The sequence below is a fragment of the Streptomyces sp. NPDC001222 genome (assembly GCF_042896945.1).
Classification (GTDB): domain Bacteria; phylum Actinomycetota; class Actinomycetes; order Streptomycetales; family Streptomycetaceae; genus Streptomyces; species Streptomyces gibsoniae.
On record NZ_JBIAXT010000027.1, the window covers coordinates 1 to 24111 of the forward strand.

General features: G+C 70.6%; 20 protein-coding genes. 14 read left to right on the top strand and 6 right to left on the bottom strand.

All coding sequences use genetic code 11. From position 1 onward, the window contains the following. Positions 1-517: 517 nt before the first annotated feature. Entirely contained in the window at positions 518-685 is a 168-nt protein-coding gene (locus ACFY2Z_RS29605) for a hypothetical protein (RefSeq protein WP_167529864.1), read from the bottom strand. 112 nt (positions 686-797) lie between these two features. Here ACFY2Z_RS29605 and ACFY2Z_RS29610 point away from each other — a divergent pair, with 112 nt between their 5' ends. The 9 genes from ACFY2Z_RS29610 (at position 798) to ACFY2Z_RS29650 (ending at position 8652) form a co-directional block, all read left to right on the top strand. Further along, positions 798-1391, top strand: a complete 594-nt coding sequence (locus ACFY2Z_RS29610; protein ID WP_390747150.1) for a hypothetical protein — start codon at positions 798-800, stop codon at positions 1389-1391. Continuing rightward, entirely contained in the window at positions 1379-1546 is a 168-nt protein-coding gene (locus ACFY2Z_RS29615; protein ID WP_390747151.1) for a hypothetical protein, read from the top strand. Before ACFY2Z_RS29610 ends, ACFY2Z_RS29615 begins: the two co-directional genes overlap by 13 nt. Further along, entirely contained in the window at positions 1543-1920 is a 378-nt protein-coding gene (locus tag ACFY2Z_RS29620; RefSeq protein WP_390747152.1) for a hypothetical protein, read from the top strand. Before ACFY2Z_RS29615 ends, ACFY2Z_RS29620 begins: the two co-directional genes overlap by 4 nt. A 520-nt stretch (positions 1921-2440) precedes the next feature. Next, positions 2441-4579: a hypothetical protein gene (locus ACFY2Z_RS29625; protein WP_390747153.1), complete on the top strand. Its 2139-nt coding sequence runs from the start codon at positions 2441-2443 to the stop codon at positions 4577-4579. Beyond that, positions 4576-5100 (top strand): hypothetical protein, encoded by a 525-nt coding sequence (locus tag ACFY2Z_RS29630; protein WP_141316184.1) that lies wholly within the window; start codon positions 4576-4578, stop codon positions 5098-5100. The genes ACFY2Z_RS29625 and ACFY2Z_RS29630 overlap by 4 nt, the downstream gene beginning before the upstream one ends. 281 nt (positions 5101-5381) lie before the next feature. After that, entirely contained in the window at positions 5382-6329 is a 948-nt protein-coding gene (locus ACFY2Z_RS29635; RefSeq protein WP_390747154.1) for a hypothetical protein, read from the top strand. Further along, positions 6326-6607: a hypothetical protein gene (locus tag ACFY2Z_RS29640; RefSeq protein WP_390747155.1), complete on the top strand. Its 282-nt coding sequence runs from the start codon at positions 6326-6328 to the stop codon at positions 6605-6607. Before ACFY2Z_RS29635 ends, ACFY2Z_RS29640 begins: the two co-directional genes overlap by 4 nt. Before the next feature lie 564 nt (positions 6608-7171). Then, on the top strand, positions 7172-7414 hold the full coding sequence (locus tag ACFY2Z_RS29645; protein ID WP_390747156.1) for a hypothetical protein: 243 nt from the start codon (positions 7172-7174) through the stop codon (positions 7412-7414). Between the two features lie 206 nt (positions 7415-7620). Next, positions 7621-8652 (top strand): DUF3800 domain-containing protein, encoded by a 1032-nt coding sequence (locus tag ACFY2Z_RS29650; protein WP_390747157.1) that lies wholly within the window; start codon positions 7621-7623, stop codon positions 8650-8652. 138 nt (positions 8653-8790) lie between these two features. Here the strand turns inward: ACFY2Z_RS29650 and ACFY2Z_RS29655 are convergent, their stop codons facing one another. Then, positions 8791-9492, bottom strand: a complete 702-nt coding sequence (locus tag ACFY2Z_RS29655) for a methyltransferase domain-containing protein (protein ID WP_390747158.1) — start codon at positions 9490-9492, stop codon at positions 8791-8793. Positions 9493-9603: 111 nt separating this feature from the next. Next, the gene (locus tag ACFY2Z_RS29660; protein WP_390747159.1) at positions 9604-10074 is read right to left on the bottom strand and encodes a glycine-rich domain-containing protein; all 471 of its coding nucleotides are present in this window, start codon (positions 10072-10074) and stop codon (positions 9604-9606) included. Positions 10075-10264: 190 nt separating this feature from the next. Between ACFY2Z_RS29660 and ACFY2Z_RS29665 the strand changes: the two genes are divergently transcribed. Next, entirely contained in the window at positions 10265-11557 is a 1293-nt protein-coding gene (locus ACFY2Z_RS29665; protein WP_390747160.1) for a helix-turn-helix domain-containing protein, read from the top strand. A gap of 115 nt (positions 11558-11672) precedes the next feature. Here ACFY2Z_RS29665 and ACFY2Z_RS29670 read toward each other — a convergent pair whose 3' ends face one another. After that, positions 11673-14105: a Helicase associated domain protein gene (locus tag ACFY2Z_RS29670; RefSeq protein WP_390747161.1), complete on the bottom strand. Its 2433-nt coding sequence runs from the start codon at positions 14103-14105 to the stop codon at positions 11673-11675. A gap of 189 nt (positions 14106-14294) precedes the next feature. On the opposite strand from ACFY2Z_RS29670, the gene tap reads away from it, so the two are divergent. Both tap and tpg read left to right on the top strand, forming a co-directional pair. Continuing rightward, complete coding sequence (tap, locus tag ACFY2Z_RS29675; protein WP_390747162.1) at positions 14295-16454, top strand: telomere-associated protein Tap; 2160 nt, start codon at positions 14295-14297, stop codon at positions 16452-16454. Between the two features lie 13 nt (positions 16455-16467). Next, positions 16468-17025: a telomere-protecting terminal protein Tpg gene (gene tpg / locus ACFY2Z_RS29680; RefSeq protein ID WP_390747163.1), complete on the top strand. Its 558-nt coding sequence runs from the start codon at positions 16468-16470 to the stop codon at positions 17023-17025. Between the two features lie 401 nt (positions 17026-17426). Here the strand turns inward: tpg and ACFY2Z_RS29685 are convergent, their stop codons facing one another. Beyond that, on the bottom strand, positions 17427-20615 hold the full coding sequence (locus ACFY2Z_RS29685) for an AAA family ATPase (protein WP_390747164.1): 3189 nt from the start codon (positions 20613-20615) through the stop codon (positions 17427-17429). After that, complete coding sequence (locus ACFY2Z_RS29690) at positions 20612-21934, bottom strand: exonuclease SbcCD subunit D (protein ID WP_390747165.1); 1323 nt, start codon at positions 21932-21934, stop codon at positions 20612-20614. The genes ACFY2Z_RS29685 and ACFY2Z_RS29690 overlap by 4 nt, the downstream gene beginning before the upstream one ends. Positions 21935-22068: 134 nt before the next feature. On the opposite strand from ACFY2Z_RS29690, the gene ACFY2Z_RS29695 reads away from it, so the two are divergent. Both ACFY2Z_RS29695 and ACFY2Z_RS29700 read left to right on the top strand, forming a co-directional pair. Next, complete coding sequence (locus ACFY2Z_RS29695; RefSeq protein WP_279562810.1) at positions 22069-22911, top strand: hypothetical protein; 843 nt, start codon at positions 22069-22071, stop codon at positions 22909-22911. Between the two features lie 50 nt (positions 22912-22961). Further along, the gene (locus tag ACFY2Z_RS29700) at positions 22962-24107 is read left to right on the top strand and encodes a hypothetical protein (RefSeq protein WP_132838550.1); all 1146 of its coding nucleotides are present in this window, start codon (positions 22962-22964) and stop codon (positions 24105-24107) included. The last annotated feature ends 4 nt before the right edge of the window (positions 24108-24111 follow it).

Below are 24111 nucleotides of genomic sequence, written 5' to 3' on the forward strand. Positions count from 1 at the left end.
CCCGCGGAGCGGGTAAGAGCCTGCTGCGCAGGCTCCAAGAGAACTTCCGCGCTGCGCGCGGAAGTTGGAGTGAAACCCCGCGCTGCGCGCGGGAACCGAAGTGAAGACGCCCCGCGGTGCGGGAAGTTGGGCTCTGCGCTGCGCTCCGAGCCTTGTTTCCTTCCGTCAGAACTTTTGCTATATCCGGAGTTTGGGCTGGTGTTCTCTGGCTCTCCGCTAACGCTCCGAGCCAGCGGCTCCTTCGTCGCTGCGCTCCTGGGAAGGAGCCTGGGGGTCCGTCCGCTGCGCTCCCGGACCGGCCCGCATGCGCGGGCGGCTGGCTACGAGGCGGAGTGGGCCGGGGTCCTTAGCTGGCTGTTTCCTTTGTTCCAGAAATTCTGGTGAATCCGGTTTCAGGGTGTGTGACTCCTTGGGCTGAAGGTTGCGGAGGCGGGGTGTGGTGTGTCCGGGTGGGTGAGGTGATGTCAGTTGGAGCCAGCTGCACAGACATTGAGTTCCTTTCGTGCTCGGGCGGGTGTCAGTCGTGCTGCCACCAGGTCACTGCGAGGTCGGCCAGGAGGGCACCGATGTGGCGGACGGCTCCGGTGAGGAGCGCTATGGAGACGAGGCGCCGCCACGAGACGGGGTCGGGCGTCACGTGATTCTGGTGCGGGGTGGTGGAGGAGGTGCGGTTCTTCTTCGGCATGGCGGGTGTCCGTTCGGGCAGGGCGCGGCAGCACGGGCTGTGGTGCTGGGACCAGTGAGCCAGAGCTGCAGATCCGCAGAAAATTGCGCTTCTCGGGGTTGTAATGGTGGGCATGGCACGAGGAGCGCCGAGTCCGGCCGATCTGCGGGTCATCCGCGAACTTGCCGCGCGGGAGGTAGTGGTGACGGCCAGCCAGTTGGAGAGCTGGCGGCGGGCGGGGTTGCTGCCGCGTCACCAGCGCCGCGGGCTCGGGCGCGGGCAGGGGTCGGTGGTGGACGCGGTCGATCCGGTGGTGGTGGAGAGCGCTGCGGCGCTGGCGCGGCATCTTCGGCAGGGACGAGACCGTCGGCTCGCTGTGCTGGAGTGGTTCGCCGAGGCCGGAATGGGCGTGCGGCCGGGGGCGGTTGAGGTGCCGGAGCCCTCCATCGGCGCCGTGCGTCAGGCTCTCGTCTGGGTGCTGGAGAGGTCGGTGTCGCACCGGCTGGTGGAGTTCGCTCGCAGCGCGGCCGGGAGGGGTGAGGAAGGGCAGGACGCGCTGTATGCGACCGCGGGCCGGCTCGTGGCGCTGCGCCGCGGGGCGGCGAGCCCCGCTCTGGTGCGCGCGGCACTCGAAGCCGGCGAGACGTGCCGGTGGAGGTCGAAGGGCCGGACTCCAGGAGCATGGTGCACGTGGTCGCGGCGATCGGTCTGGGAGTGGAAGAAGTAGGGGCGGACGCGCTGGCCGAGGCGTTCGCCGCGTTCGGCATGTACGGCCTGACGGTCGAGGACTGGGCGCGGATGCTGGGGGCGGCCGAGCGCGGCGATGAACCGCCGGTGGACTGGGGGCTGTTGGAGCGGCAGCGGATGCGGTGGGTCCGGTGAAGCGGGCCAGTGACGAGGAGCTCGTGCGGGCGCGGACCGTGCTACTCGGCTTGCGCTGGTTCTACGGACTGTATGTGATGCACGGGCTGCTCATGCCGGACACACCGGCGCAGGCCGCGCTGCGGCAGCGGATCGACGAATGGGGCATGTTCCCCTTCCTGGACCACCTCATCACCGTCAGCCCCTCCCCCGGCCAGTTCGCCGAGTCCCTGGCGGTCTGCCTCGAACCGCCCTTCGACAACTTGTACGAGGCGCTCATGGAGCAGCTCGCAGCCGACCCGTACATCTTCCGGATCCCCGGCGACGACACAGGCGCCGCCGGCTTCGGCGAGACGTGGATACGCACCCTGCGCGAACAGACCGCAGCCGGGTGAGAGTCAGGCGGTGGCGTGTACCAGGACGCTCGCCGAGAGCGCGCTGGGCCTGCTCTGTCGGATGGCGACCCCTGCAAGTGGCGTAGACCAAAACTGATGTTGGGCTTGGCTTGTGCCGAACTGACCAGGGGATTTACCTGGTTGAGAGCCGTCATCTTGAAGTCAGTCTGTTTTAGGTGGAGATGGGCGTAGGCTTGGGTGGAGCCGGCGGAGTTCGTTGTCGTCGGCTGCGCACCGCTCTGGCTACATGGAACTGCATGCCGCAGGGTTCGAACTGAGGCATGAAGAGCGGCTGGCACCCGTCGTCGACGGGAGTTCGGTCCCCTGGGGATCCGACTGACCAGCAGCTCGCCTAGGACCGTGGAACGCCGGTCGGCACGGGACATCGCGGAGACATGAGCCGCTGGTGGAGCGTGACGGCGCTCGCCGCTCCCTGTGGACGGCGCGCAGTGGAGGCAGTGGCTCACGCCCTGCCCGCGGGTACTTCCTGCTGCGCGCGATGCCCAGGAAGGGCAAGATCGTGACTTCTTCGTTCGACGACTTCGACGGCCTGGACGGGCAGGAGCCCGACGAGGGCCTGCCGCCCCTGCTGCGCCGCCCCGAGCCGGTCGCGGACCCGCTGCTGGTGACCAAGCTCCGCGGCACCCGTAAGGAGTTGCTCGCGAACCCCGAGGTCTCGCTGGACGAGGCCGCGGCGAACGCCGTGACCTCGGGTGCGGTGGACCCGGAGCGGCTGCAGGCGCTCGTGGCCCGTGAGCCGATCAACCTGCTGACGGCCAAGCCGGTCGTCGGCGGGATGCTGTACGCGACCCCGCCGCACTACCGCTACCTCGACCTCGACGTCCTGCCGGACTTCGTCAACCAGCGGTGGGCGGACCAGTTGCACACGGCCATGGACGTGGCGCCGTCCTCGTCGGTGGTGCCGGCGTACGAGACCGTGGTCGATCCGAAGACCGGCAAGCCGCTCGCGGTCTTCACGGTGCGCATGCCGGACCGCAAGGCGCTGGCCAAGGCGGTCGCCGAGAGCATGCGCAAGACGTACAAGGCCCAGAAGGGCGAGAACGTCTACACCTCGAGTGTGCTCCAGCAGGGCGTGAAGGAGCCGCTGACGCTGTTCGTGATGCGCATCGTGTACGACGACAACACCGAGGACACCTTCCTGGTCGCGGGCGACGGCAACAGCCGGATGGTGAGCATGTGGCTGGCGCGCACCGGTGGCGACATCGAGGAGGCGATCTCGGCCTGCACCGCCTCCGTCATCGGTTCCACCGAGCGGTCCGGCGGGCGCAGCCGCGCGGAGCAGGCGGCCACGCGGCGGCGGGTGGGCGAGCTGACGGCGCGGACCCGTAAGAACCTGGCGGCGCCCACGCTGACCGAGGCGACCCGGCGCGAGGGCCACACGCTGGCCTTCCCCGCCACCGTCGTGGTCGGCGCGCAGGCGGACGGGGGTGGGCCGCTGGCGGATCTGGTGGCGGCGCGGGACGACCTGCTGGCCACCCTGCACGTCCGCGTCACCGCCTGGACGCCGGGGGCGCAGAACACGCAGGGCATGCAGCGGGTCTACCGGCACGCCCTGCGCGAGGGCCTGATCACCCCGGACGTGCACCGGGTGCTGTCGGGCACGGTGGGTACGCAGGCCATGCACGAGCTGCTCGGGGTGCCGGCGCACCGGCTGTGGTCGGCTGCCGTCCACCAGCACGCGGTGCTCGCCGGACCGCGCGCGGACGCCATGAACCGGCTGATCAAGCAGGAATTCGGGATGGTCCAAGCCCGTCGGCAGCCGATCAGCGAGCGGCTGGCGCCCATGGCGCTGTCGGCCTACCGCAGCAAGGAGGGCATCGAGCAGCCGCTGCGGGCCTTCGGCAACGGCGGCACGATCACCAACGGGGTGTGGAAGCAGCCGTGGGAGCTGACCAAGGGCGACGACGTCTTCGGGGTGCTCGACGACATCCTCAAGCGTGCCCTGGCCGGCGGGGAGGATGCCGTGGCGGAGCTGATCGTGCTGGGCGGGACCGCCGCGATCCTCGACGGGTACATCACGCGGGACCGTGGATCGAAGGAGGGCACCGACCGCGACAGCCGCAAGGCGCCCTTCCGGGCGACGCCGGTCAAACTGCTGGACCTGCTGTCGAAGACCTCCGGCGGGCTGCGGATGCTGCACTCCATCGCCGTCGCCCACGTCGCCGCCGACCCGACCGTGCTGCCGAAGCTGTTCCACACCCAGGAGCGCGAGGTCGAGGGCGTGGTGGTCCACGATGGCGAGCCCATGCGGGACAAGTCCGGTGTGCAGGAGATCCTCGACTACGAGTGGGACCTCGTCCACGCGGCCGACCCGGCCCACGCCCTGGCCGCCATCGCCAAGAACCGCGCGGAGGCCAAGGCCAAGACGGACGGCACGTCGGCGGAACCGGAGGCCGAGGACGCGCGCCAGCGCCGGCTTCTCGAGCAGGGCATCAAGGGCGCGGCCAAGGCCGGGCGGGCCCTGGCCCGTATGAGCCAGAAGCGCGGCAACCAGGTCTTCGGCGCCTTCGAGGCCGTCGAGGCGCTGCGGGTGCAGCTGGGCCAGCTCGAGGGGATCCTCGCGAAGTTCGGGCCGGCCGATCCCTCGATCTTCGTGGTCGACGAGGACGTCGACGGGGACGAGGAGGACGCCGAGTGAGCACGGCTCTGACTGTGCCGGCGGCGATCGGCCAGGCGCTGCGGCCGGTCCTGCGGCTGATGGGCCCGGTGCTCGACGTCCCCGCGACCGCAGAGGGCCGCGGGGGCTCGCCGGTGGTGGTGTGCCGGGCCAGCCCGGCCGTGGTGCGCCGCCGGGTGGCGGCGAGCTGCGCGGTATACGTCGCGTGGGACAACCGCCGCGGGTGCCGGTACGTGGGCAGTGTGTGCCGCCAGGGCCCGGGCGCGGTCGGCAACCGGCTGGCCGAGCACTACGCCCACCGCACGGCCGGGCTGGCCCGGCGGACGTCCTGGTGCCTGCTGACCGTGCTCCCGCTGTCGGAGGGGATCTCCTTGGAGGGGGTCCGCGTCGCCGAGGGGTGGACGGCCCGGTTGCTGAACCCAGCGGACGGATCCGCTCACCCGCGCATCGACCTCACGCAGACGCCTGCTGAACTGGTCTCCCGGCTCGTCCAGCAGGCGCAGTTCACCGACACCGGCGGTGCAGTACGGGACACGGCGTAGCTGTCATCGAGGTCTGTGCTGTGCAGCGGTCCCGGGGTACATAGCTCCCGGGCCGCTGTACCGGCCGCAGGACGTGCGCAGGAATCGGTCCCCGTCCAGGCCGGGGACAACCGCAGCCGTCGGGGAGCGGCCACGCTTCAAGGGCTGTCGACCGGCTCCGCGAGCTCCGAGCAACCCGGGCCACTGTGACGCAGGACACAAAAAGGATCCGAGGTGCATTGTCGGATCGGGCCGGTGCCGGGACCGAGAGGAGAAGGATTTTCCCCGACAAGGAGACGCTCATGGCCACCGAAGACCCGACGCCTACGCCCAGTTACACCATGGTCGAGGATGACGGCTCTGTCCACACCGACTTGGCGGAGCGAATCAGCCAGTTCAACTGGGACTCGCATACCGGCGCGGCGGTCACGGCCTTGTTCCCGGCCCACTGGAGCGGGAACACCGGCGATACCGTGACCCTCCGGGAGGACGGAAGCGTCGCTCTCGACTTGGACGGCACGTTCGGACTGCCGGAGCCGTTCGACCGTGTCGCCCCTCCCATGATGATCACCACCACCACCGGCATGGCGGTGCTCAAGGCCGGCCACCCGGCCAACCGGACCATCGAGTCCGGGTTCCGGGCGTTGAACATCCCGGTCCCCGATGTGATCCAGGCGCTGAGCGCACGCGAGGCGGCCCTCGCTGGCGACGGATCCACAATCCACTCCTTCAGATCGGAGGTGATGGGACTGTGGAGCGGATGGAATGAACCGGTCTCCACCGCCTTGCTCGGCAACTGGGCGGATCCTCTCTACGACCAAGGTCACCTCACCCCTGACGCCCTGAAGAAGCTGAAGTCAGAGGCCAAGGTCATCAACCGGCAGCTCACCCCGGTCTGGCGCCGCAAGACCGGCCAGGCGCGGCTGCTGCTGCTCGACACCCCGCTCGGCGACGGGCTGACCCTGTACGACCTGGTCCCCGCACAGACCGCCGCCGACACCGGAGTCGAAGCCGGCTTCGATGACCCGCGCCTGACCGAGATCCTGGAGTCCCTCTCCCCTGCCGAGCGAGCCGTGACACTCGCCCTCGCCACCCCCGGGGTCACCACCTGGGCTGAAGCGGCCATGGCCGCTGGTGCTGCGCAGCCGAAGCGCCAGGGCGAGAAGGTCCGCCGGAAAGTGAAAGGGCTCGCTGCGCGCATCACCAGCCGCTCTCTGGAAGCCGAGACGAGCATGGTGAGCGGACGATGAGCGCCCTCAACCCCGTCCCGGCCCGCCCGGCCCGGCGCCGGGAGGTGGTGCTGCGGATCGCCCTGCCCAACGTTCCGGCCTGCACCGCCACACTCGGCACCGGCAGCGTCGGCGCGGCCCTGGTCCACGGCACCATCCCGGCAGCCTCCCCCCTCGTGTGGCCGCTCGTGGTCCTCGCCCTAGGCGCGATGGCGTACGACGTCGGGCTCCGTGCCCTGCCCTCCGCACAGGCCGACCTCGCTGCCGGACGGCAGCGAGGTCCTTCTCGGCCTGGGTGAGTGCGGGCCGCCCCGCGCCTACCCCGCCCTGGGCCTAACGCTCGCGAGCTGGGCCTCGACCACGTTGTACCCGGCCCAGCTTGTGCCGGGCGTGCGTGACCGTCGCCTCGACGACGCGTGCCTCGACCTCGGCGAGGCGCGCCCGGGCGGCGCGGCGCTCGCATCCCGGCTGCGGGCGCCGACGACCGGGCGGAAAGCCGCCTTGCAGGCGCGAGGAACGCATGGTCGAGGTTGACAGCGAGCAGGGCAGCGGCGGCTGTCGGGGCGCCAGAGCGGCGGAGAGGGTTGGTCAGCTCCTCCTCCGTGCCGGGGGACCCCGGTGCCACAGGTCTCCATCGCCTCCAACGAGCCGTTCGCGGGCTGGACCAGGACCTTCACCGACCCCACCTCTGCGCGGCCATCGTCGACCGCCTCATCTCGGCGGCAGCATCGAGCCCGGCACGACTCCTACCGACTCACCACCCGCGCACACGCCGCGCACTGCGGGCAGCTGCCGGCCGAGGTCCCCGTGGCGCGCGGCACCCCTTGCGGCCGCCGCCTGGCCGTACCTGGGCGCGCGGTGCCGTGCCGGGCTACTCCGTGCACGCCCGCAGCCCTTCGCCCACCCGCGGTGCGAAGGAGCGCCGGGGGGGCGCGGTCGGGCCCGCGCAGGCACCGATGACCGTCGAGGCGGTTGTAGCCCGTGCCGAGGCTCTGTGCGCCGCGCTGGGCCGCACCCTGGACGCACGCGCCTCTACGGCCGACTACCTTGCCGAGCGCGGTGACCTCGCCGCCGAGGCCGGGCAACTGGCCCACCTCTTTCCGTGACCCCCTCCAAGAACGGTTCGAGCAGATCGGCAGGCTACTGCTGCTCGTCCTCGGCATGCACCTGGTCCACCGCCGCACACGCGTGGGCTGCGCCTGACGCCAGGCGTAGTTCTGGTCGATGTCCGAGGAGGCACCGGCAATGGCGGAACGGGCTTGGGAAGGAAATTCTGGTGGCCGTCCGCCCGTCTGCCCGGCATGCTCCGAGGGTGAATACTCCCTCCGACCTGCTCCCTGTCGTCTACGCCGACGAGTCCTCGAACTCTGGGCAGAACCTTCTCGATCCTCATCAGCCGGTGTTCACGCTGGCTGGGGTGCATCTGCCCGATGAGATGGCCGCGTCGATCGTAGATGAGGTCCGGTCCCAACTTCCTCCCACCCAGGGTGAGCCCAAGTACGGTTCTCTCGCCCGGTCGTCGGCGGGCCGGAGGGCCTTGAAGCGGGCCTTTGGGAGTATGCCCGAGGGAAGCGTTCGCAGTTATCTGATGGACAAGCGGTTCATGGTGGTCACCAAGCTGGTCGATGTTCTGGTCGAGCCGCTGGCCGACGCGGACGGTCTCAACCTGTATGAGGACCAGGCCGGTCTGGCCCTGGCCGAGTTGCTGCGCATGGCCGGCCCGGTCCTCGGCGACGCTGCGGCCTTTCACCGAATGCTTCAGGCCTTCGTCGACTGGGTGCGTCAGCGGGTGGCGACCGACGACCTCTTCACCGCCATAGCCGCCTACAAGGCGTCGATCCCGGCGGAGCACGCGAACTTTGCCGGATGGATCGAGCTGCTGGAATGCTGCCGGGGGGTGGCCGATGCGACCGCCGCCGACCTCGCGACCGGCGAACAGCGCGACATCCTCGACCCGGCGGTGCCGGCGCTGTACTGCCTCTGCACCAGCTTCGGAGAATCTGTCGGGCGGTTCCGTCTCGTCCATGACACCTCAAAGGTGATCGACCGGAACGCGACGCTGCTGCGCATGGCGCATCTCCTCCCGGACCCCGCCCGCCCCGGCCGCTTCAACGATCCGCTCCCGGCCGTGCAGATCGACTTCGCGGACAGCACATCCCACCCCCAGCTCCAGATTGCGGACTGGGCAGCAGGTGCGGTACGGCAATGGGCCGCCCACCTGGCAGTCGGCAGCGGTGACCGGTTCTCGGAGGAACTGGCGGACGTGGTGAAGCCATGGGTGATCGGCGCTGTATGGCCGACTGGGACCGTCGATCTGCGCGCGTCCAGGACTCAAGGAGGGTGACGTCGCCGCAGAGGTAACTGGCCAGCCGCCTCCGACCCGCCGCCATCGCAGCAACACGGCGCTCAGCCCTCTGCTGCTGGAAGCGGTAGCCGTTCTCCTCGTTCAGCTCCATGTCCCGGGGCGGAGCGGGGCCCTGCTCTAGGACGGGTGGTGCGCGCTCACCAGCAGTGTGTCGGCGGTGCGTGGCCCGCCGGTGGCGGAAGGCAGCACGTCGACTGTGATGTTGGTGAATCCGGCCGCGTCGAGCAGCTTGGTCCACACGTGCTCTTGGAGGACCCAGCGGCGCATCGTGGTGGCTTCGCCGTCCGGTGTCTTTGCCGGGATGTCGGCGGCCACGGCATCGGGCTGGGCGGGCGCCCCGTTCAGGTAGTGGGCGAGGGTTGCGAACACCAGTCGCCCGCCCGGCTTGAGCGCGGCGGCAGCCGCCAGCAGTACCTCGCGTGGGTCGGTGAAGTCCAGGGCGCCGAAGACGCTATACAGCACGTCGTACGCGCCGGGCATCGCCTGCAGGTGGGGCACCGCGTCGGACTGCACGATGCGCAGACGTGGCGCGAGGTGGGCGTAGAGGTCCGTTGCCATAGCGTGTTGGGCGGGCGAGGCGTCGATGGCGGTGACCTGGGCAGGCTGGTGATGGACCGCCAGGTGTGCTGCATGCCGGGCTGCGCCGGCACCAAGGTCGCCCACACAGCGGCCGGTCAGATCACCAAGGACCTCGGGGCCGGGCCCGGCGTCCTGGCCCCAACTCCAGTAGAAGGTGCCGGGAACGGCGCGGTCACTGGTGGCGCGGGCGCGGCCGTAGTGGTGCCAGAGGTCTGCGGTGCTGGTGGTCACCCGGCCCATCCTGGCGGCCGCGACCGGGCCGCCGGGCCGGTTCGCCGAAATGTCACCCGGGCTTGCCCTCGGACCCCGGCCGTGCGGCCGGGGTCCGAGGAGCTCGCCGTTGCGGGGCGGTCAGTGCGAGTCGTTGCCGGGGTGGCACGGGCCGCAGTCGGCGGCGTCCGTCCACAGCGGCAGGTCGACCTCCCAGCCGTCGGCGGCGACGATGTGGGCCGTCTTCACCACGGAGCCGTCGTTCTTCATCTCCACCTTCGGCACGTGGTGCAGGAACTGTCCGTCGTTGAACTTCTCGCACAACTCGGCGTAGGCGACGGTGTCCAGGATGACCGTGTGGACGCCGATGTCGACGAGTTTGCTGGGCGCCAGCCCCAGCCCCTCGCCCCGGTGGTTCATCGCGGTCAGCAGGTAGGCGTAGCTCTGGCCGAGGACCCGGGCGGCCATGACCGAGTCGTAGGGGTAGTCCCGCATGAGGAGCCCGACCTGCTTGTCCCACAGGTCGGTCGGCACGACGTCGCGTGCGCAGCGGACCGGGCCGGTCGTCGGGTCGGCGGCCGGAGGGGATGCAACAGCGGCGGTGGTTGCCATGGTGTGCCTTTCGATGGACGGTGCCCCGCGGCGCGGGGCGGTGGCGCCCAGCACACCGCGCCGAGCGGCTGCGTGGTGATCAACTCTCGTTCTGTGCAAGGCGTTTGCATGTCGTGCAAGCGTCCTCGACGTGCCGGGCCGGCGCCCGTAGCGTGGAGGGCCCCCTGTCTGTGCGGTGTGGGAGGGACGCGTGCCCGTTGACCCGCTCTGGAACAGCACGACAGCACTGCAGTTAGCCGCGCAGCGGCGCCCCGGCGCGCTCATCCGGATCGGACGCCAGCGCCACGCCTGGACGCTGACCGTGCTCGCGGACCGGATCGGCTGCTCGCCCGCGACCGTCTCCCGTCTGGAGCGCCGGACCCGGATCGCTGACCTGGCCTTGGTGCACCGTGCCGCTCGGGAAGTCGGCGTGCCCGGACACATCCTCATGACATCGCTCGCGCCACCGCCCGCTACGGCAACGGCGGCCACTAGAGTGACGGCCAGTCAGCGTGACGCCGAGGAGGACCCCATGCGCCGCCGTACGCTGCTCGCCGCCACGGCGGCCGCAGGCCCCGCCGCCCTGCTGATGGGCCTGGACGACGCCCTGGCCGGCACCCCCGCCCCATCCGGTGCCGGGCCGCTGGACAGCCGTCTGACGGGCGCCCGCGCCCTGTACGACCAAGGCGCGCACGCACGGCTCCTGGCCGCACTGCCCGGCCTCATCGCCGACGCGCATCACGGCGCCGTCTCCCGCCACAGTCTCGACCAGGCCCGGCTGTCCGCCGTATACAGCCTCGCCTCCGCTGTGCTCATCAAGCTCGGCTCCTACGACCGCGCCCGGCTCACCGCGGACCGTGCCCGTACCTGGGCCGAGATCTCCGGCTCCCCGCTCGCAGCTGCGGCCGCGGCACGGGAACTGGCCATCGTGCTGCGCCACCAGGACCAGCACGGCGCCGCTCAACGCCTGATGTCCTCGGTGACCGACGACCTCGAGACGAGCGGGCTGCGCACCGACGCCACGGCCGCTGCCTACGCACAGATGCTGTGCACCCTGGCCTACACCGCCGCCCGGGCTGGGCAGCGCACCGAGGCCCTGGCGATGACCGAGGAGGCCCGCCGCGCCGCCCGCCGCCTGCCCCAGGCCGCCCCACCCGGCCGGCTGTTTGCCATCAGCCCGGCCGCCGTCGACCTGTACGCGGTCGGCGTGCACTGGGCGCTCGGCGACGCCGGTGCCGCACTCGATGCCGGGAAGAACCTGCGGCCGGAGCAGTTCCCGACCGCTGAGCGCAAGGCCCGCCTGGGCACCGATATGGCGCGCGCCTGGTGGGCCTGGCAGCGCCCCGAGCAGACCGCCGGCGCCCTGCTGGACGCCTACCGGGCCAGCCCCGGCGAGGTCCGCGACCGGCCCGCGATCCGCCGCATCGTCACCGAGCTCGCCGAGCGGCACCCGCGCACCAGCGGCGTACGCGAGTTGCACGCCGCCGTGACACGGGCCGTATGACGCCCGTGCAGACACTCCGCAGGAGTGACCGCGCCAGCCCCATGCCCCTAACCCTGGCGTCAGAACCCGTACGCCAGGGGCTCCCAGACGCGGCCTCACAGGTGTTCCGGCGGCTCTAGCCCAGGACAGCGGGGGCAGCGTCTTCGGCGGTCCAGTCACCGTCGAACAGCGCGGCAACCAGGTCGACGTGCTCAGTGGGGAGTTTTTCGGCACGGTGCTTGGTGCGGGCTTTGGCGAGCCAGGCGCCGATCCTGACCGTCTCACCGTCGACGCGGATGGTCTCGCGGGCGGCGGGGGCGCGGCCTTCGCGGTGGAGGAAGAGTTCCAGGAACTGGACGGTCTGTTCGAACGTGCGACGAGGGCGGCGCGCGGGGGTGAGGGGGTTGCTTTCGGGGGTCAGGCCGAGAGCGGCCATCAGCTGCTGCTGACCAAGATCCAGGGTCTGCCAGGTGGTGAGCTGGCGGTGCAGCCAGGAGCCGATCTTCACCCCGGCCAGGAGGGTGTCGCGGGTGAGTGCGGCGGGGTCGGCGCCGTCGGCGAGGTGGGCGCGCAACAGGTGGTATTTGCGGTGCCAGTCCGCGCCATGGGGCAGGCGCCAGTCGGCGGCGAGGGCGGCCAGCGCGTCGGCGCGGGGCTGAGGGAGCTGGCCGTGGGCTGCACCGTGGCGCTGTTCGGCGAGCCACGCCCCGACGGTGGTGGTGGCAGGGGCGGCGAGGTGGCCGTGGGTGTGCAGGTAGTCGGCGGCCGCAGCCAGGCGGGCGCGCCAGGCAGCCTCGTGCTTGTCCCAGATCATGCCCAGCGCGTCGAGTTCGGCGATCCAGTCCGCCTCGAGGCGGCCAGCCTTCGCCGCGTCGCGCATAGTGGTGATGAAGGTGCCCAGCGCATAGCCAGCGGGGTCCGTGTAGTCGGCGGGGACGTCGAGGTGACCGTATTCGTCACGGTAGGACTGGGCGGCCGCGAGCCCCAGGCGGCGGGAGCGGGAGACGGCCGGGTCGCGGGGATCGAAGGATGCCAAGTCCATGGCACGCGCGATGTGTTCGGGGTGAACGGTGAAGTCGAAGTGCCAGCGGCGCTTGATGACGTCGCTGGTCTCCTTCGGCAGCCGATTGGCCTTGTCCGGGAGGCGCTCGAGGATGCGGTGGTCATGGCTGGCCAGCGCGCAGGCGATCGCCCACACCGGTTCATAGGCGGTGCCGAGGATGTTCTCGCCGTCGGCGCCGGGCGGGACGTAGACGGGGACGATCAGTGAAGCGGTCTTGCCGGATACGTCCAGGCGCAGGGCGCGGCCGAGGGCCTGGACGCAGCGGATCACGCTGCGGGTGGGGTCGGCGAAGACGATGGCATCCACGCTGGGGATGTCGACACCTTCAGCGATCAGGCGGGAGTTGGCCAGGATCGCGCAGTCGGCGGCGGCGAAGGCCGCGAAGATGTCGGCGCGCTGGGCGGGGGTGTGCTCACCGTGGGCGAAGAACAGCTTGGGGGTGATGTCGGGGCACAGTTGGAGGTCGGTCCTGGCCAGCAGGCGCAGGGTGTGGGGCAGTTCCCGGGCGAAGCGGCGGGCGTCGGAGACGAGGTTGAAGTAGACCAGGACCTTCTGCAGGCGGTGTTCGCTCATCGCGCGCAGGACGGCCAGGTGGAGGGCGGTGGTGCGCAGCGCGCTGTTCGGCTCCTCGCCGTTGCCGTCGCCAGGGGTGGTGCCGGGGGCGGGGAGGTTGAGGCGGCGGCGCAGGTCGGCGTCGGTGAGGGTGGGCACCACGATGCGGTAGTCCGCCGCGCGGCCGTCCTCGACGGCCTGGACGAGCGGGTACTCGAAGACCTTCTTGCCGTACACCTGCTCGTTGTCCATGGAGTTGACGAACGCCTCCGCGTCCGGCACGGTGCGGCGCCGGCGGCGCGGGCGGGCGGTGTCGGCGGATTCGGCCAGCTCCGGGGCGGCGAAGATGCGGGGGGTGGCGGTCATGTAGAGGCGGCGGTCCGCGTGGATCCGCTTCGCGTCGTTGACGATCGCCCACTTCTTGTCGGCGCGGCCGGCGATCCGGTGCGCCTCGTCCATGACCGCCAGGTCGAACGGCGGCACCGCGTACCCCGTGCTCTGAGTTTCCTCGATCTTGTTCAGGGAGTCGTAGGTGCAGATGACCGTGAGTGCGGGGATCTGGTCCTTCCCCTCCCCTACTACCGACATCAGCCCGCCCAGCGCGTGCGGGTTGGTGGTCGACATGACGCGCGCCGCGACCAGATCGTCCCGGCCGCTCGCATCCAGGGAGGAGACGATCACCATGTGCTCCAGATGACCGTCGCGGCGCCAGGCCAGCGCCGTCTGGGCCGCCAGGTCCAGGGTGGGCACCACGAACAGCACCAGCCGCGCGCCGAGTTCGTCCGCCACCCGGATCGACACCAGCGTCTTGCCAGTGCCCGTCGCCGACACGAACAGTCCCCTGCTCCCTGGGCGCCGCAGGTGCCGTACCAGCCGCTTGACAGCCTCGGCCTGGTTGGGAAAGAGCCGCGTCCGCTCAGGACGGCCGGGCCGCGGCAGTTCGACCACAGTCATACAGCTCTTCCTCGATCCGAAGCGGGAGGCGTCCGGGCAGCGGGCGGGCCGGGGAGGCGGTGAGGCCGCCGAAGCGGACAGCCTCCGATCGAGCACTCTACACCTACGCACGCCATCCGTACGTGAAAAGTACGGTATCCGTACGCGATAAGCACGATTCACGAGTTAGGATGGGGGCGGAGGTGTCACATGTCCGAGTTGTTCGATGCGGTCGACGCGCTGGTCGCATCCCGGTCCCCACTGCCGCCCCCGGCGGAGCGCAAGCGTCTACGCCAGGCCCACGCGCTCACCCTGGACGAGGTGGCCGCGGCCCTGGACGTGCGGCGGGCGACGGTCAGCGGCTGGGAGTCGGGCAGGACCGAGCCGCGGCCGCCGCAGCGGGAGCCGTACGCGCGCCTGCTGCGGCAGCTCGCACAGCTCTACCCCGCCGACGAGAGCACCGCCGCCCCGCAGCAGGAGGACACCCCGGCACCGCAGATGTTCAGCGGCCCGGAGCGGACCGGGGCCGCGGGCGGGGCTGTGGAGGCTGCGGCCGTGACCACGCCCGGCATCGCCCCGTCCGCTTCCCTGGCAGTCGCTCACGCACCGGCCCACGCACCCGCGCCCGGCGGCCCGTACGCCCACGGTCCGCTGCTCGTCCTCGACGCCGACGCCGACCGGCGGGTGACCGGCTACGGCATCGGCGGCCTCATCCTGGACGTCCCCGCCAAGTCACTGCCCGCGCTGGTGGAGTGGGCGCTGGCCGAGGCGCAGCTCGGGACCGAGAAGCTACACGGCTGCGGGAAGGACGCCGACCCTCTGCTGGTGCTCACCGAAGCGGCCTGCGAACGCTACGGCCTGCCCGCCGCACTGTCCGAGGCCGAGCGGCTCGCCGGACGGCTCCCGGAGGAGCACAAGGTCATCAAACAACTCAAGCGCGCCGACTGGCAGCTCACCAAGCGGGGGCTGGGGCCGTGGGCGCGGATCTACCGCCCCGCCCAGGGTGGCCGCCGACGGTGCGTGCAGCTGTGCATTCCGTCCTGGCACGCCCTCGACGACCGCGCCTGGGGCCACGCCGCCCACCTGGAGCCTGCGGAACTCGCCCGGGTGCTGGGCGTGTACGCGATGCGGGTGATGACGCCGGTCGGTTCCACCGCTGTGACGGGGCTGGAGCTGATGACCGCGCTCAACCCGCCGACCCGCGCGAGCGAGCCGGACGCCGACGGCCATCGGCATTCCGAGCACCGGCCCGGCTCGCTGGGCACCAAGCCGATGGACCCGGCGCCGTGCGAGGCGACCGACGGCCACCCCGTCCTGGCCCACCTGCCCCGGTTCCACGTGCGCGGCCCCGGCGAGAGGCTGTTCGAGGAGGCCTACGACTGGGCGCGGGATCTGACCGATGCCGAGTGCATGCAGCGCTACCTGGTCGGCCTCGACGTGAACCTGGCCTTCGGTGCGGCCGCCAACGGCGCGGTCGTCGGCCTGGCGTCGCCGCCCGTGCACGTCACCAGCCCGGTCTTCGATGCGGCGGTGCCCGGTTCCTGGCTGGTCGACCTCTCCCATGTCGACCTGTCCCGGGTGAAGGTCGGCAAGCAGTGGCGTGAGCTCGACGCCGCGTTGCTGCCCAGCCCGTTCACGCCGACCGGTGAACGCCCCGAGGGGCCGGCCTGGTACGCCACCCCCACCGTGGCGTACGCCGTCGAACTCGGCTACGACGTCGCCCCGCTTGAGGCCTGGGTGCGCGAGGAGAGCGGCCGGTTCCTGGACGGCTGGTACAAGCGGCTGCGCAACGCCTACGTCGACACCATGGCGGATCTGGGCGTGGGCGAGAAGCTGGTCCCGGCCGAGTTCCTGCAGTCGATGGACGGCTACAAGCAGCGTGATGCGGAGCTGGCGATCGTGGTGGACGCCGTCAAGATGACCGTCAAGGGCGGCATCGGCAAGCTGCAGGAGAAGGCCCGCGGCGGCGGCTGGAAGCCGGGGCAGGCCTGGCCCGCCCTCGCCCGCCCGACGTGGCGGCCGGACATCCGCGCGACCGTCATCTCCCGGGCCCGGATCAACATGCACCGCAAGATGCTCACCCTGGCCGCGGCCACCGGCCGTTACCCGGTCGCGGTCCTCTCGGACTGCGCCGTGTACGCGGCCGACGGCCCCAGCCCGCTGGACGTGCTGCCCTACGACGGCGACGGCCAGACCGTGCCGGGCAGCTTCCGGCTCGGTGTCTCCCCGGGGATGGTCAAGCACGAGGGCACCCAGAGCGTGCTGTGGGGCGCGGACGTACTCGAACAGCTCGGCGCCGACGGCAAGACCGCCAACCTCGCCCGCTACATCAAGACCGGCGAGGTCACCGCCAAGGACACCGGAGAATAGGAGCGTTACGGCGATGGTCACGGTCGGGGAGGAACTCGACAAGGCGGTGCAGGGCGCGTTCACGCGCCCGATCCCGAAGTCCGCCGGGGCGCAGATGCGGTACCTGGTCCGGCAGCACCAGCGCAGTACCCGGCGCGTGGCCGAGCTTCTCGGCATCAGCCAGCGCACCGTCGAACGGTATGTGAAGAACCAGATCAAAAAGCCCCGGCCGGAGCTCGCCGACCGCCTCGAGCGTGAGGTCCGCGTACGCTGGCAGCCACAGGTCAGGGCCAGGGCGAAGCAGGTCGCGGCCACCACCGGCGGCGTCATGATCGATGTCCAGGCCCGGTTCGGCTACACCGCCGCCCCCGGCAGCACCGACGACGCCCGCGTGCGTCACCTCACCCTCGCGCTGCCGCCCGGCCACGCTGCCCGTCTCTTCCAGGCCCAGGAGGCCGGTCTCACCGAGGACCAACTCCGCCAGATCGCCGCCGAGGCCCTGGGCGAGGTCTACTTCCGCGACAACGGCCGCCGCGCCCACGGCCTCGAAGTGGAACTCACCGACCTCCTCGACCTCGAGTTCGAGCTGTAGCCGGTCAAGGCCCCGGACAAGACAGGGAGCAGGAAGTGGCATCGGGGACAGCTGTGGCAGCAGAGGCACTGCGGACCGTGCCGCCGGCCGGGGAGCTGAGCGCATTGCTGACCTACCGGGCCGCGTCCGCTAGGGCCTGCCGACCGCCGGCGTGCTGCGGCTGTGGACGTGTCGCCACTCCCCCACCCGGAACGACGACGGCGGCCTGCGCGCCGATGCGAAGGTCGTCCTCAACGCAACCGGGGGGTGTGCTTGCCGAGCTGTGCGCGGTTCAGCCGGCGGTGCCGGCACGCGCTCTGCCCGCCTACACGACATCCACTACAACCCCCGGAACAGGTGCGTTTCAGCGGGCCAGTGTGACCGTGTGAGACGACGTGTTCGTCGAAGAGGTTCCGGCGCAGCTATCGCGCCAGTACTTGTAGGCCGCTGACCAGATCGGCCTGTGCCAATTCGTCGCGCTGGGCCGGTGTGAGCCAGCGGGCGGACGATCCGGCAGGCGTCCGCTCCACCAGCAGCACGTCGTCGACGGCCTCGGCAACAGCGTGCAGGTGGCTGATCACCATGACAAGGCGATTCCCGTTGGCTTGGGAGCGCAGTACCTCGAGGGCGGAGTCCAGTGCGGTGGTGTCGAGGGCGGCGAAGCCTTCATCGAGGAACAGGGAGCCGAGGGCCGGGCCGCTGCGGGAGTGCAGTTCGGCGAGCGCCAGGGCCAAGGCGAGTGACGCTTGGAACTTCTCTCCTCCGGACAGCCGGTTCGGGGGGTGGGCGACGCCGGAGTTGCGGCTAACGATGTCGAAGCTGTCGGCGAAGCCGAAGCGCCCGTCGGACATTTGGCCGAGCAGGTCGCTGGCGACACCGAGCAGTGCCTGGGTACGCAACATGGTGAGGTGGTTCAAGAACTTGGCGTCGACCAGTTCGCGGCGCAGGACTTCCAGGGCTTCACAGCGGGCCTTGCCAGCGGTGATGGCGAAGTCCAGGTCAGCGGCCGGCTTGATCAGGTCTTGCGCTTCCTGCTGTTTCTGGCGCTGGTCTTTGGCTTCTTTGGTTGCCTGTCCGACTGCGGCAACGAGGGGGTGGAGCGCTTCGGGTGTTGTCAGATCGGCGTGGGTATCGAAGCCGTCGACATCGGTAAGTGCGGCGGCGCACTCGCTGAGGCTGTTCTGGGCAGTGGCTGCGTGGTCTGCGGCGGCGACGGCACGCTGGGTGAGCTTGTCGCCCAGCGTTGAGGTGGTCGTCGACAGTTCGGAGGCATACGTGCGGACTTCGGCGATCTCTGACTGGGCCGGGGCCTTCGGCGCCTGGTGCTGGTCGGAGGCATCGAGATGCGTGAGGGCCTGAGTGACGGCCTGCGCCCACACGTCCAGTCGGCCGCGCAGTTGGTTCAGCGGGTGCTCCAGCCGGACCTGAGTGTCCTTGTCGAGGGCACGCTGTTCGCCAAGTACCTCGGCTTTCTCCGCCCTTGCCTCTTCCCTCTGGTCGAACAGCTCTTGGACTTCTGCCTGCCGGGTGGTGACAGCGGCGGCGGCAGCGGCTGCCTCATCGGCGAGGATGTCGATCGCGTCGTGCGGCAGCATCGCTTGGATGCGGGAGGGAAGCGTGCCGACCTGGGTGGTGGTCCTGGCCACGGCACGGGTGTGAAGCGCGGAGGCCTTCGCGGTGTCGTCGGTGTGGCGTTGATGGGCTCGCGTGCGCTCGGCCAGCGCATTGCGGCCGGCTTTGACCTCGGCGATGCGGCGATGCCCTTCGGCCTGCAGTTGCTCGGTGTGCCTGACGGCTGCCTGCTCGCATGCGGCGATCGCGTCGGCGATCGGTGCTGTGTTCTGCTCGAGTGGTGCAGGGCCATCAGCGGTCGGGGCAGCCAGGGCTGCGGTGGCAGCGGTCAGTGCGAGTGATGCTGCTTCCGCGTCGAAGCGTGCGTCGGTTTCGGCGGCCAGAGCAGCGAGGTCTGCGAAGGCGCGCACCGCGTCTGCACTGGTCTCCTGTGCTGTCTGCTGTGCGCTGTGGTGCTCTCTCTCGCGTGCAAGGACCGCCTCTTCGGCGGCGGTCATATCGGCGCGGGCTTTAGCGAGCCGTTCGACGGCCGTGTCACGTGCGGTTTTTGCCCGGCTCAGCCGGTCCGTCGCCGCGGCCAGCTCGGCCGTATGAGTATCCGTCGGGGGTGCGAAGTTGTCCGGGACCTGCTGGTGGCATACGAGACAGTCGTCACCGGGGCGCAGTTCGGCGGCGAGCGCAGCAGCCGTGTTACGTTGTCGCAGCGCCTCCAGATGAGTGTCGGCTTCCTTGACAGCTTTGCGTGCTGCCTCTGCTTTCGCCTCCACTGGGCCGAGATCGCCACGGGCGGATGTGCGCCGGTCCACTGCGGCGGCGTGTGCGCTCGCGGTGCCGGCGACGCGGCGGGCCGCCGTGAGGGCTGTGGCCAGCGCGGTGCGGACGGTGGTGGCACACGTGCGGATCTGGTTGCTCGTCTTTGCGGCGGCACTGGCCTGCTCGGCCAGCGGTTTTGCTTGTTCGGCGTCCTCGTCCAGTTCTGCCTCGGCTTCGGTGATGGCGTCGCGTTCGTCGGCGAGTTGTTCGGCGAGTATGGCGAGCCGGTCACGCTCACTGCGGTGTTCCTCGGCGTCTGCCGCGAGGGTCTTCAGGATCATGGCGGCTTGGGCGAGCGCGTCCTGGCCTTCTCCTGCCGCGTCTGCCGCGGTGATCGCTGCGGTCAGTTCGAGTTCACGGGTTGCGGCGTGTACGGCGCGCTGGTCCAGGGCGTCGTGGCGTGCGGCGATGTCGGTGGCGACGGGCTCGAGTGCGTTGAGGACGGCTCCGGCGTCGGGCACTGCGCACGTTGACAGTGTTTCGGCGGTGCTGGTGGCCGACGCCGCGGTGGCCCGGGCTGCCAAGACCTCGCTCCGCAGTGCGGTGATGCGCTCGATGGCGGTCTTCAGCCGTTCGGCGTGGGCGGTGGCCGCGTCGGCGGCTGCGCCGGCTTCCGTGGCGGTCTGCTCGGGGTTGTCGGGCATGGGGGCGCGTTTGGCTCTCGCGTCGCTCAGCAGTGCCTGGAGGGTCTGGCTGTGGCGGGCGGCCATCTGCTGGACCAGTTCCAGTGACTCGGCGCCGAACAGTTCCCGCAGCCGTGGGCTGCGTTCCTTGGGTGTGGCGGTGAGGAGTTGGTCGAACTTGCCTTGTGGGAGCAGTCCGACGCGCAGGAAGGTCTCGTAGCCCATCTGCAGGACCGCTTTGATGCGGTTGTCGACGGCGGTGGCGCCGTCGGTCTCCTCGCCGGTGTCCAGGTTTCTCAGGTGATGCCGGGCCGCGTTCGGGTTGGTGGCGTGCATGGTCCGGTGTACGTGCCAGCGTTGTCCGTCGTGCAGGAGGGTGAACTCGACGCTCATGGCCTGTGCACCATCGGCGATGAGGTGCCGGGGTTCTCTGGCATCCCAGGTGCTTTTGCGGAACAGGGCGAAGACGACGGCGTCGAGCAGGCTGCTTTTGCCGGCGCCGGTGTCGCCGAGGGCTGCGACCAGGCTTTTGCCGGTGAAATCGATCCGGGCCAGGCTGGGGTAGCTGCGGAATCCGGTGAGAGCGAGTACCAGCGGTTTCATCGTGCCGCCTCCGCTGTGTTGGTGTCGGTGCCGGTCAGCAGGCCGGAGCGGTCGATGCTGTCGAGGGGGCGGCCTGCGATGGCGGCGGTCAGCAGGGTCTCCTCGCAGCACGGTGCGGGATCGTCGGGGTCGGGTTCGGCCTGCAGCTGGGCGAAGGCGGCCATGACACGGTCCAGGGCCGGCCCGGTGGTGCCGCGGCCGGGCAGATATTCACGCAGCAGGTCTTCGATGCCCGGCAGTTCCCTGGTGGAGGTCTCCCGGTCCAGCACGCGGTGGGCTGCATCGGCGCGGCGTTCTTCGACGTCGACGATCGTCGCGTGCGGCAGCATCGTGGTGAGGGTGTTGGACAGGGACGGGTTGAAGGCTTCGACGTTCACCACTGCTTTCACCCATGCGTCTCCGACCCGGCCGGCGCGCTGCGCGATCTCTTCCAGAGTGCCTTCCAGGCGGATGAGCCGGCGGCCGGAGGTCAGCGGCACGGTCTCGATGAGGGGCTCCCTGCCCGGGCCGATCTCGGCCAGCACGACGCTCTTGGTGTCGCCCCTCTCCCCGAAGTCCATCTGCAGCGGGCTGCCGGCGTAGTAGGCCGGGAATCCGGCGCGGGCGACGCGCTGTGGCTTGTGGATGTGGCCGAGGGCTCCGTAGGCGACGCCGGGCATGTCGGTGGCTGCGGCGGCGTAGTCGTCGGCGATGGAGATTTTCCTCTCCGAGTAGGAGGGGGCGGCTCCTTCGATGAACAGATGGGCGGCGAAGACCAGAACGTCCCGGGCGCCGCTGCCCGCGGTCAGGCGGCGGTAGGCGTCTGCCTGGACGGTGCGCATCCGCTGGGCGTAGGTCGCGGTCGTCAGGGCGGGATCGGCGAAGTCGTAGGTGAACCGGTTGGGGTGCAGGTAGGGCAGTGCGCCGATGCGCAGCGTCAGGTCCCCGTCGTTGGCGGGGTAGTCGGCGACGAGCAGCCGGTCGGGGCGGGCGTCGGTGGCGAAGCGGACCCGGGCCTGGTCGTGTTCGCGGCTGCCCATGTCGTTGAGGACGAACTCCACGAATGCCAGAACGTGAGTGGTGTCGTGGTTGCCGGCGACGACAACCACGGGCGCGATCGCGCCGAGGCGGCGCAGTGCCTGTGCTGCGCGGCGTATGTCGTCCAGGCCGGGGCGGGAGCTGTCGAACAGGTCGCCGCTGTGCACGATCAGGTCGGGAGCGAACTCGTCGGCGATGTCGATGATTTCGTCCAGGACGGCGTCGACTTCGGCGTCGCGTCGGTAGCGGCCGATCTGGCGGCCCAGGTGCCAGTCGGAGGTGTGGAATACGCGTGCCGTCACGGGGCGCCTCCAAGGGGACGGTCTGCGGGCGGCCGCGGGTTGCGCCGCTCGGCCGGAGGTTCGGTGGCGCCGACTGTACACCAAATCTCAGGAAGAAGTCTGGAAAACTCTGGAAGTCTGGTAGCGTCTGGGGCATGAGTGATCCGCTGGACGCCCTGGAGAAGAGCATCAGCACCCTGCGCCGCGCGATCCGCGACGCTTCCGCCGCCGGTGACACCGAGCGCGCAAGCGAGCTGCGGGCGCAGCTGCGCCGTGCCGAGCGGGCCTGGGACGCCCTCCTCGACGCCGACGAACCGGCGCCCGCACCGCCCCGGCCCGCGCCGGAAGCGGCCCCGGCCGCCCGGGGAGCGCAGCTCCCGGCACGTGAGCACGTCCACCGCGCCCTGATGCTGCTCGGGACCCCGGCCGCCCCCAAACTGATTGTCGGCGTGCACGAGGCGTTCTTCCCGGGCGAGTTGTCCGCGTCCAAGCTGTCCAGCCTGCGCCGGGACGAGGAGCGCTCCTACCGCTCCAGCCCCGGCGCCCGGCCGTACTACCTCCCCCCGGCACTGGCGCACGACCTGCTGACACCGGTGCGGGCGCTCGTCACCATCAGCACCTGGACGCTGGAACAGCGCATCATCGGACCGCACTCACCACGCGTCGACTTCCTCACTGGCGCGATCCGCATCGCCGAGGCGGTGCACACCGCGGCGCAGTCCGCGGGAAACGGACCCAGCCCGGAGGCGCTGCGGCTGCTGTGGCGCTTCGCCGTGAACATCCCCGACGCGATGCCGAAAAGCGCCTCCGGTCACGAGAGTGCTCTGGATCCGGAGCAGGTGATCGAGGCCGCCCGGGCCGAGCTGGACGTGCACGCCGACGCCGACCGAGCCGTCCGGGCCGAGGCTTCGCGGCGGGCCCGCAAGTCGCTGAGCGACGACCAGCAGCTGTTCGGCGCGCCCTCGCAGGGCGTCACACACCTGCGGGCCCGGGCCTGACCCTCTCCTTCAACAACAGTCCCCTCTCCCCTGCAAGGATCTCCGACACCGTGAAAGCACCCGTCGACGACCGACTGGCCGCGCTGCGCGGATCCGCAAAGCGCCGGCCCTACAACGCCCGCTCGCTGGCCGCCCTGGAGAACAACCCGCGCTGCACGCTGCGGGCCCTGCTGGACGCCTCCGGATCCGACAAGGCCGCGATCGCCGAGCACGCCGGATACCCCTCCCCCTTCGGCCAGTCCGCCTTCGCCTTCGCCCGCGGCAACGCCTTCGAGGCGATGGTGAAGGACAACGGCTGCGCGGAACTCCTGCGCGTCCTGCGCGAGACGCTGAAGCTGACGCTGCCCGAGGTGGCGTACCTGGACCTGAACGACGTCGGCGGCGACGGCAGCAACGAGACCCGCCGCGACCGCACTGCCGAGGTGCTGCTGCAGGCAGCCCAGGGCACCGGCGACGGCACCCTGTTCGACCACCCGATGCTGTACCTCGAGGTCGGCGGGCAGGAGGCGTTCCTGGAGCCGGATCTGGTGGCTTTCCGTATCGACGGCCGCTTTTACATCGTGGAGATCAAGAGCTTCCCGATCATCGACGGGCAGGCAGACCCAGCGCAGGTGCGGTCGGCGACTACACAGGCGTGCGCGTACGTCATCGCGCTGCGCGCTCTCCTCGAGGAGGCCGGGATCGGCCCGGAGGCCGTGTCCGACACCGTCGTGCTGGTCGCACCGAAGGACTTCACCAACCGCCCGACCGCGGCGTTCGTCGACGCCCGCAAGCAGGTATCCGCCCTGACCCGTCAGCTGGCCCGCCTCGAGCGCATCAGCGACCTCGTGGACCTGCTGCCCGAAGGACTCACCTTCGACCTCGATATCGACAAGGACGACAAGCGGCCCCGCCGCCCGGCCGAAGAACTGGCCGAGGCGCTGGAACAGGTGCCCGCGACGTACCGCCCGGACTGCCTGAACCACTGCGAGATGGCGTACTACTGCCGCGCCCGCGCCCGCGCGGAAGCCTCACTGGACGTACTCGGCCCGGCGGTGCGCGAACAGTTGGGCGGGATCGACACCGTGACCATGGCCCTCGGACTGGCCCGCGGGCAGCTGACACCGACCGCTGACCAGAGCGACATGGCCGCCGCGCTGCGGCACGCCGCACGGCTGCGCGCCGAGCTGACCGGAGAAGTCGGGGGTGCCGCGTGAGCAT

What these genes read in the sequence shown, in the direction of transcription:
- ACFY2Z_RS29605 (WP_167529864.1), bottom strand. Translation starts at nt 685, where the DNA reads ATGCCGAAGAAGAACCGCACCTCCTCCACCACCCCGCACCAGAATCAC.
- ACFY2Z_RS29610 (WP_390747150.1), top strand. Translation starts at nt 798, where the DNA reads ATGGCACGAGGAGCGCCGAGTCCGGCCGATCTGCGGGTCATCCGCGAA.
- ACFY2Z_RS29635 (WP_390747154.1), top strand. Translation starts at nt 5,382, where the DNA reads ATGGCCACCGAAGACCCGACGCCTACGCCCAGTTACACCATGGTCGAG.
- ACFY2Z_RS29640 (WP_390747155.1), top strand. Translation starts at nt 6,326, where the DNA reads ATGAGCGCCCTCAACCCCGTCCCGGCCCGCCCGGCCCGGCGCCGGGAG.
- ACFY2Z_RS29655 (WP_390747158.1), bottom strand. Translation starts at nt 9,492, where the DNA reads ATGGGCCGGGTGACCACCAGCACCGCAGACCTCTGGCACCACTACGGC.
- ACFY2Z_RS29660 (WP_390747159.1), bottom strand. Translation starts at nt 10,074, where the DNA reads ATGGCAACCACCGCCGCTGTTGCATCCCCTCCGGCCGCCGACCCGACG.
- ACFY2Z_RS29670 (WP_390747161.1), bottom strand. Translation starts at nt 14,105, where the DNA reads ATGACTGTGGTCGAACTGCCGCGGCCCGGCCGTCCTGAGCGGACGCGG.
- tap (WP_390747162.1), top strand. Translation starts at nt 14,295, where the DNA reads ATGTCCGAGTTGTTCGATGCGGTCGACGCGCTGGTCGCATCCCGGTCC.
- tpg (WP_390747163.1), top strand. Translation starts at nt 16,468, where the DNA reads ATGGTCACGGTCGGGGAGGAACTCGACAAGGCGGTGCAGGGCGCGTTC.
- ACFY2Z_RS29685 (WP_390747164.1), bottom strand. Translation starts at nt 20,615, where the DNA reads ATGAAACCGCTGGTACTCGCTCTCACCGGATTCCGCAGCTACCCCAGC.
- ACFY2Z_RS29695 (WP_279562810.1), top strand. Translation starts at nt 22,069, where the DNA reads ATGAGTGATCCGCTGGACGCCCTGGAGAAGAGCATCAGCACCCTGCGC.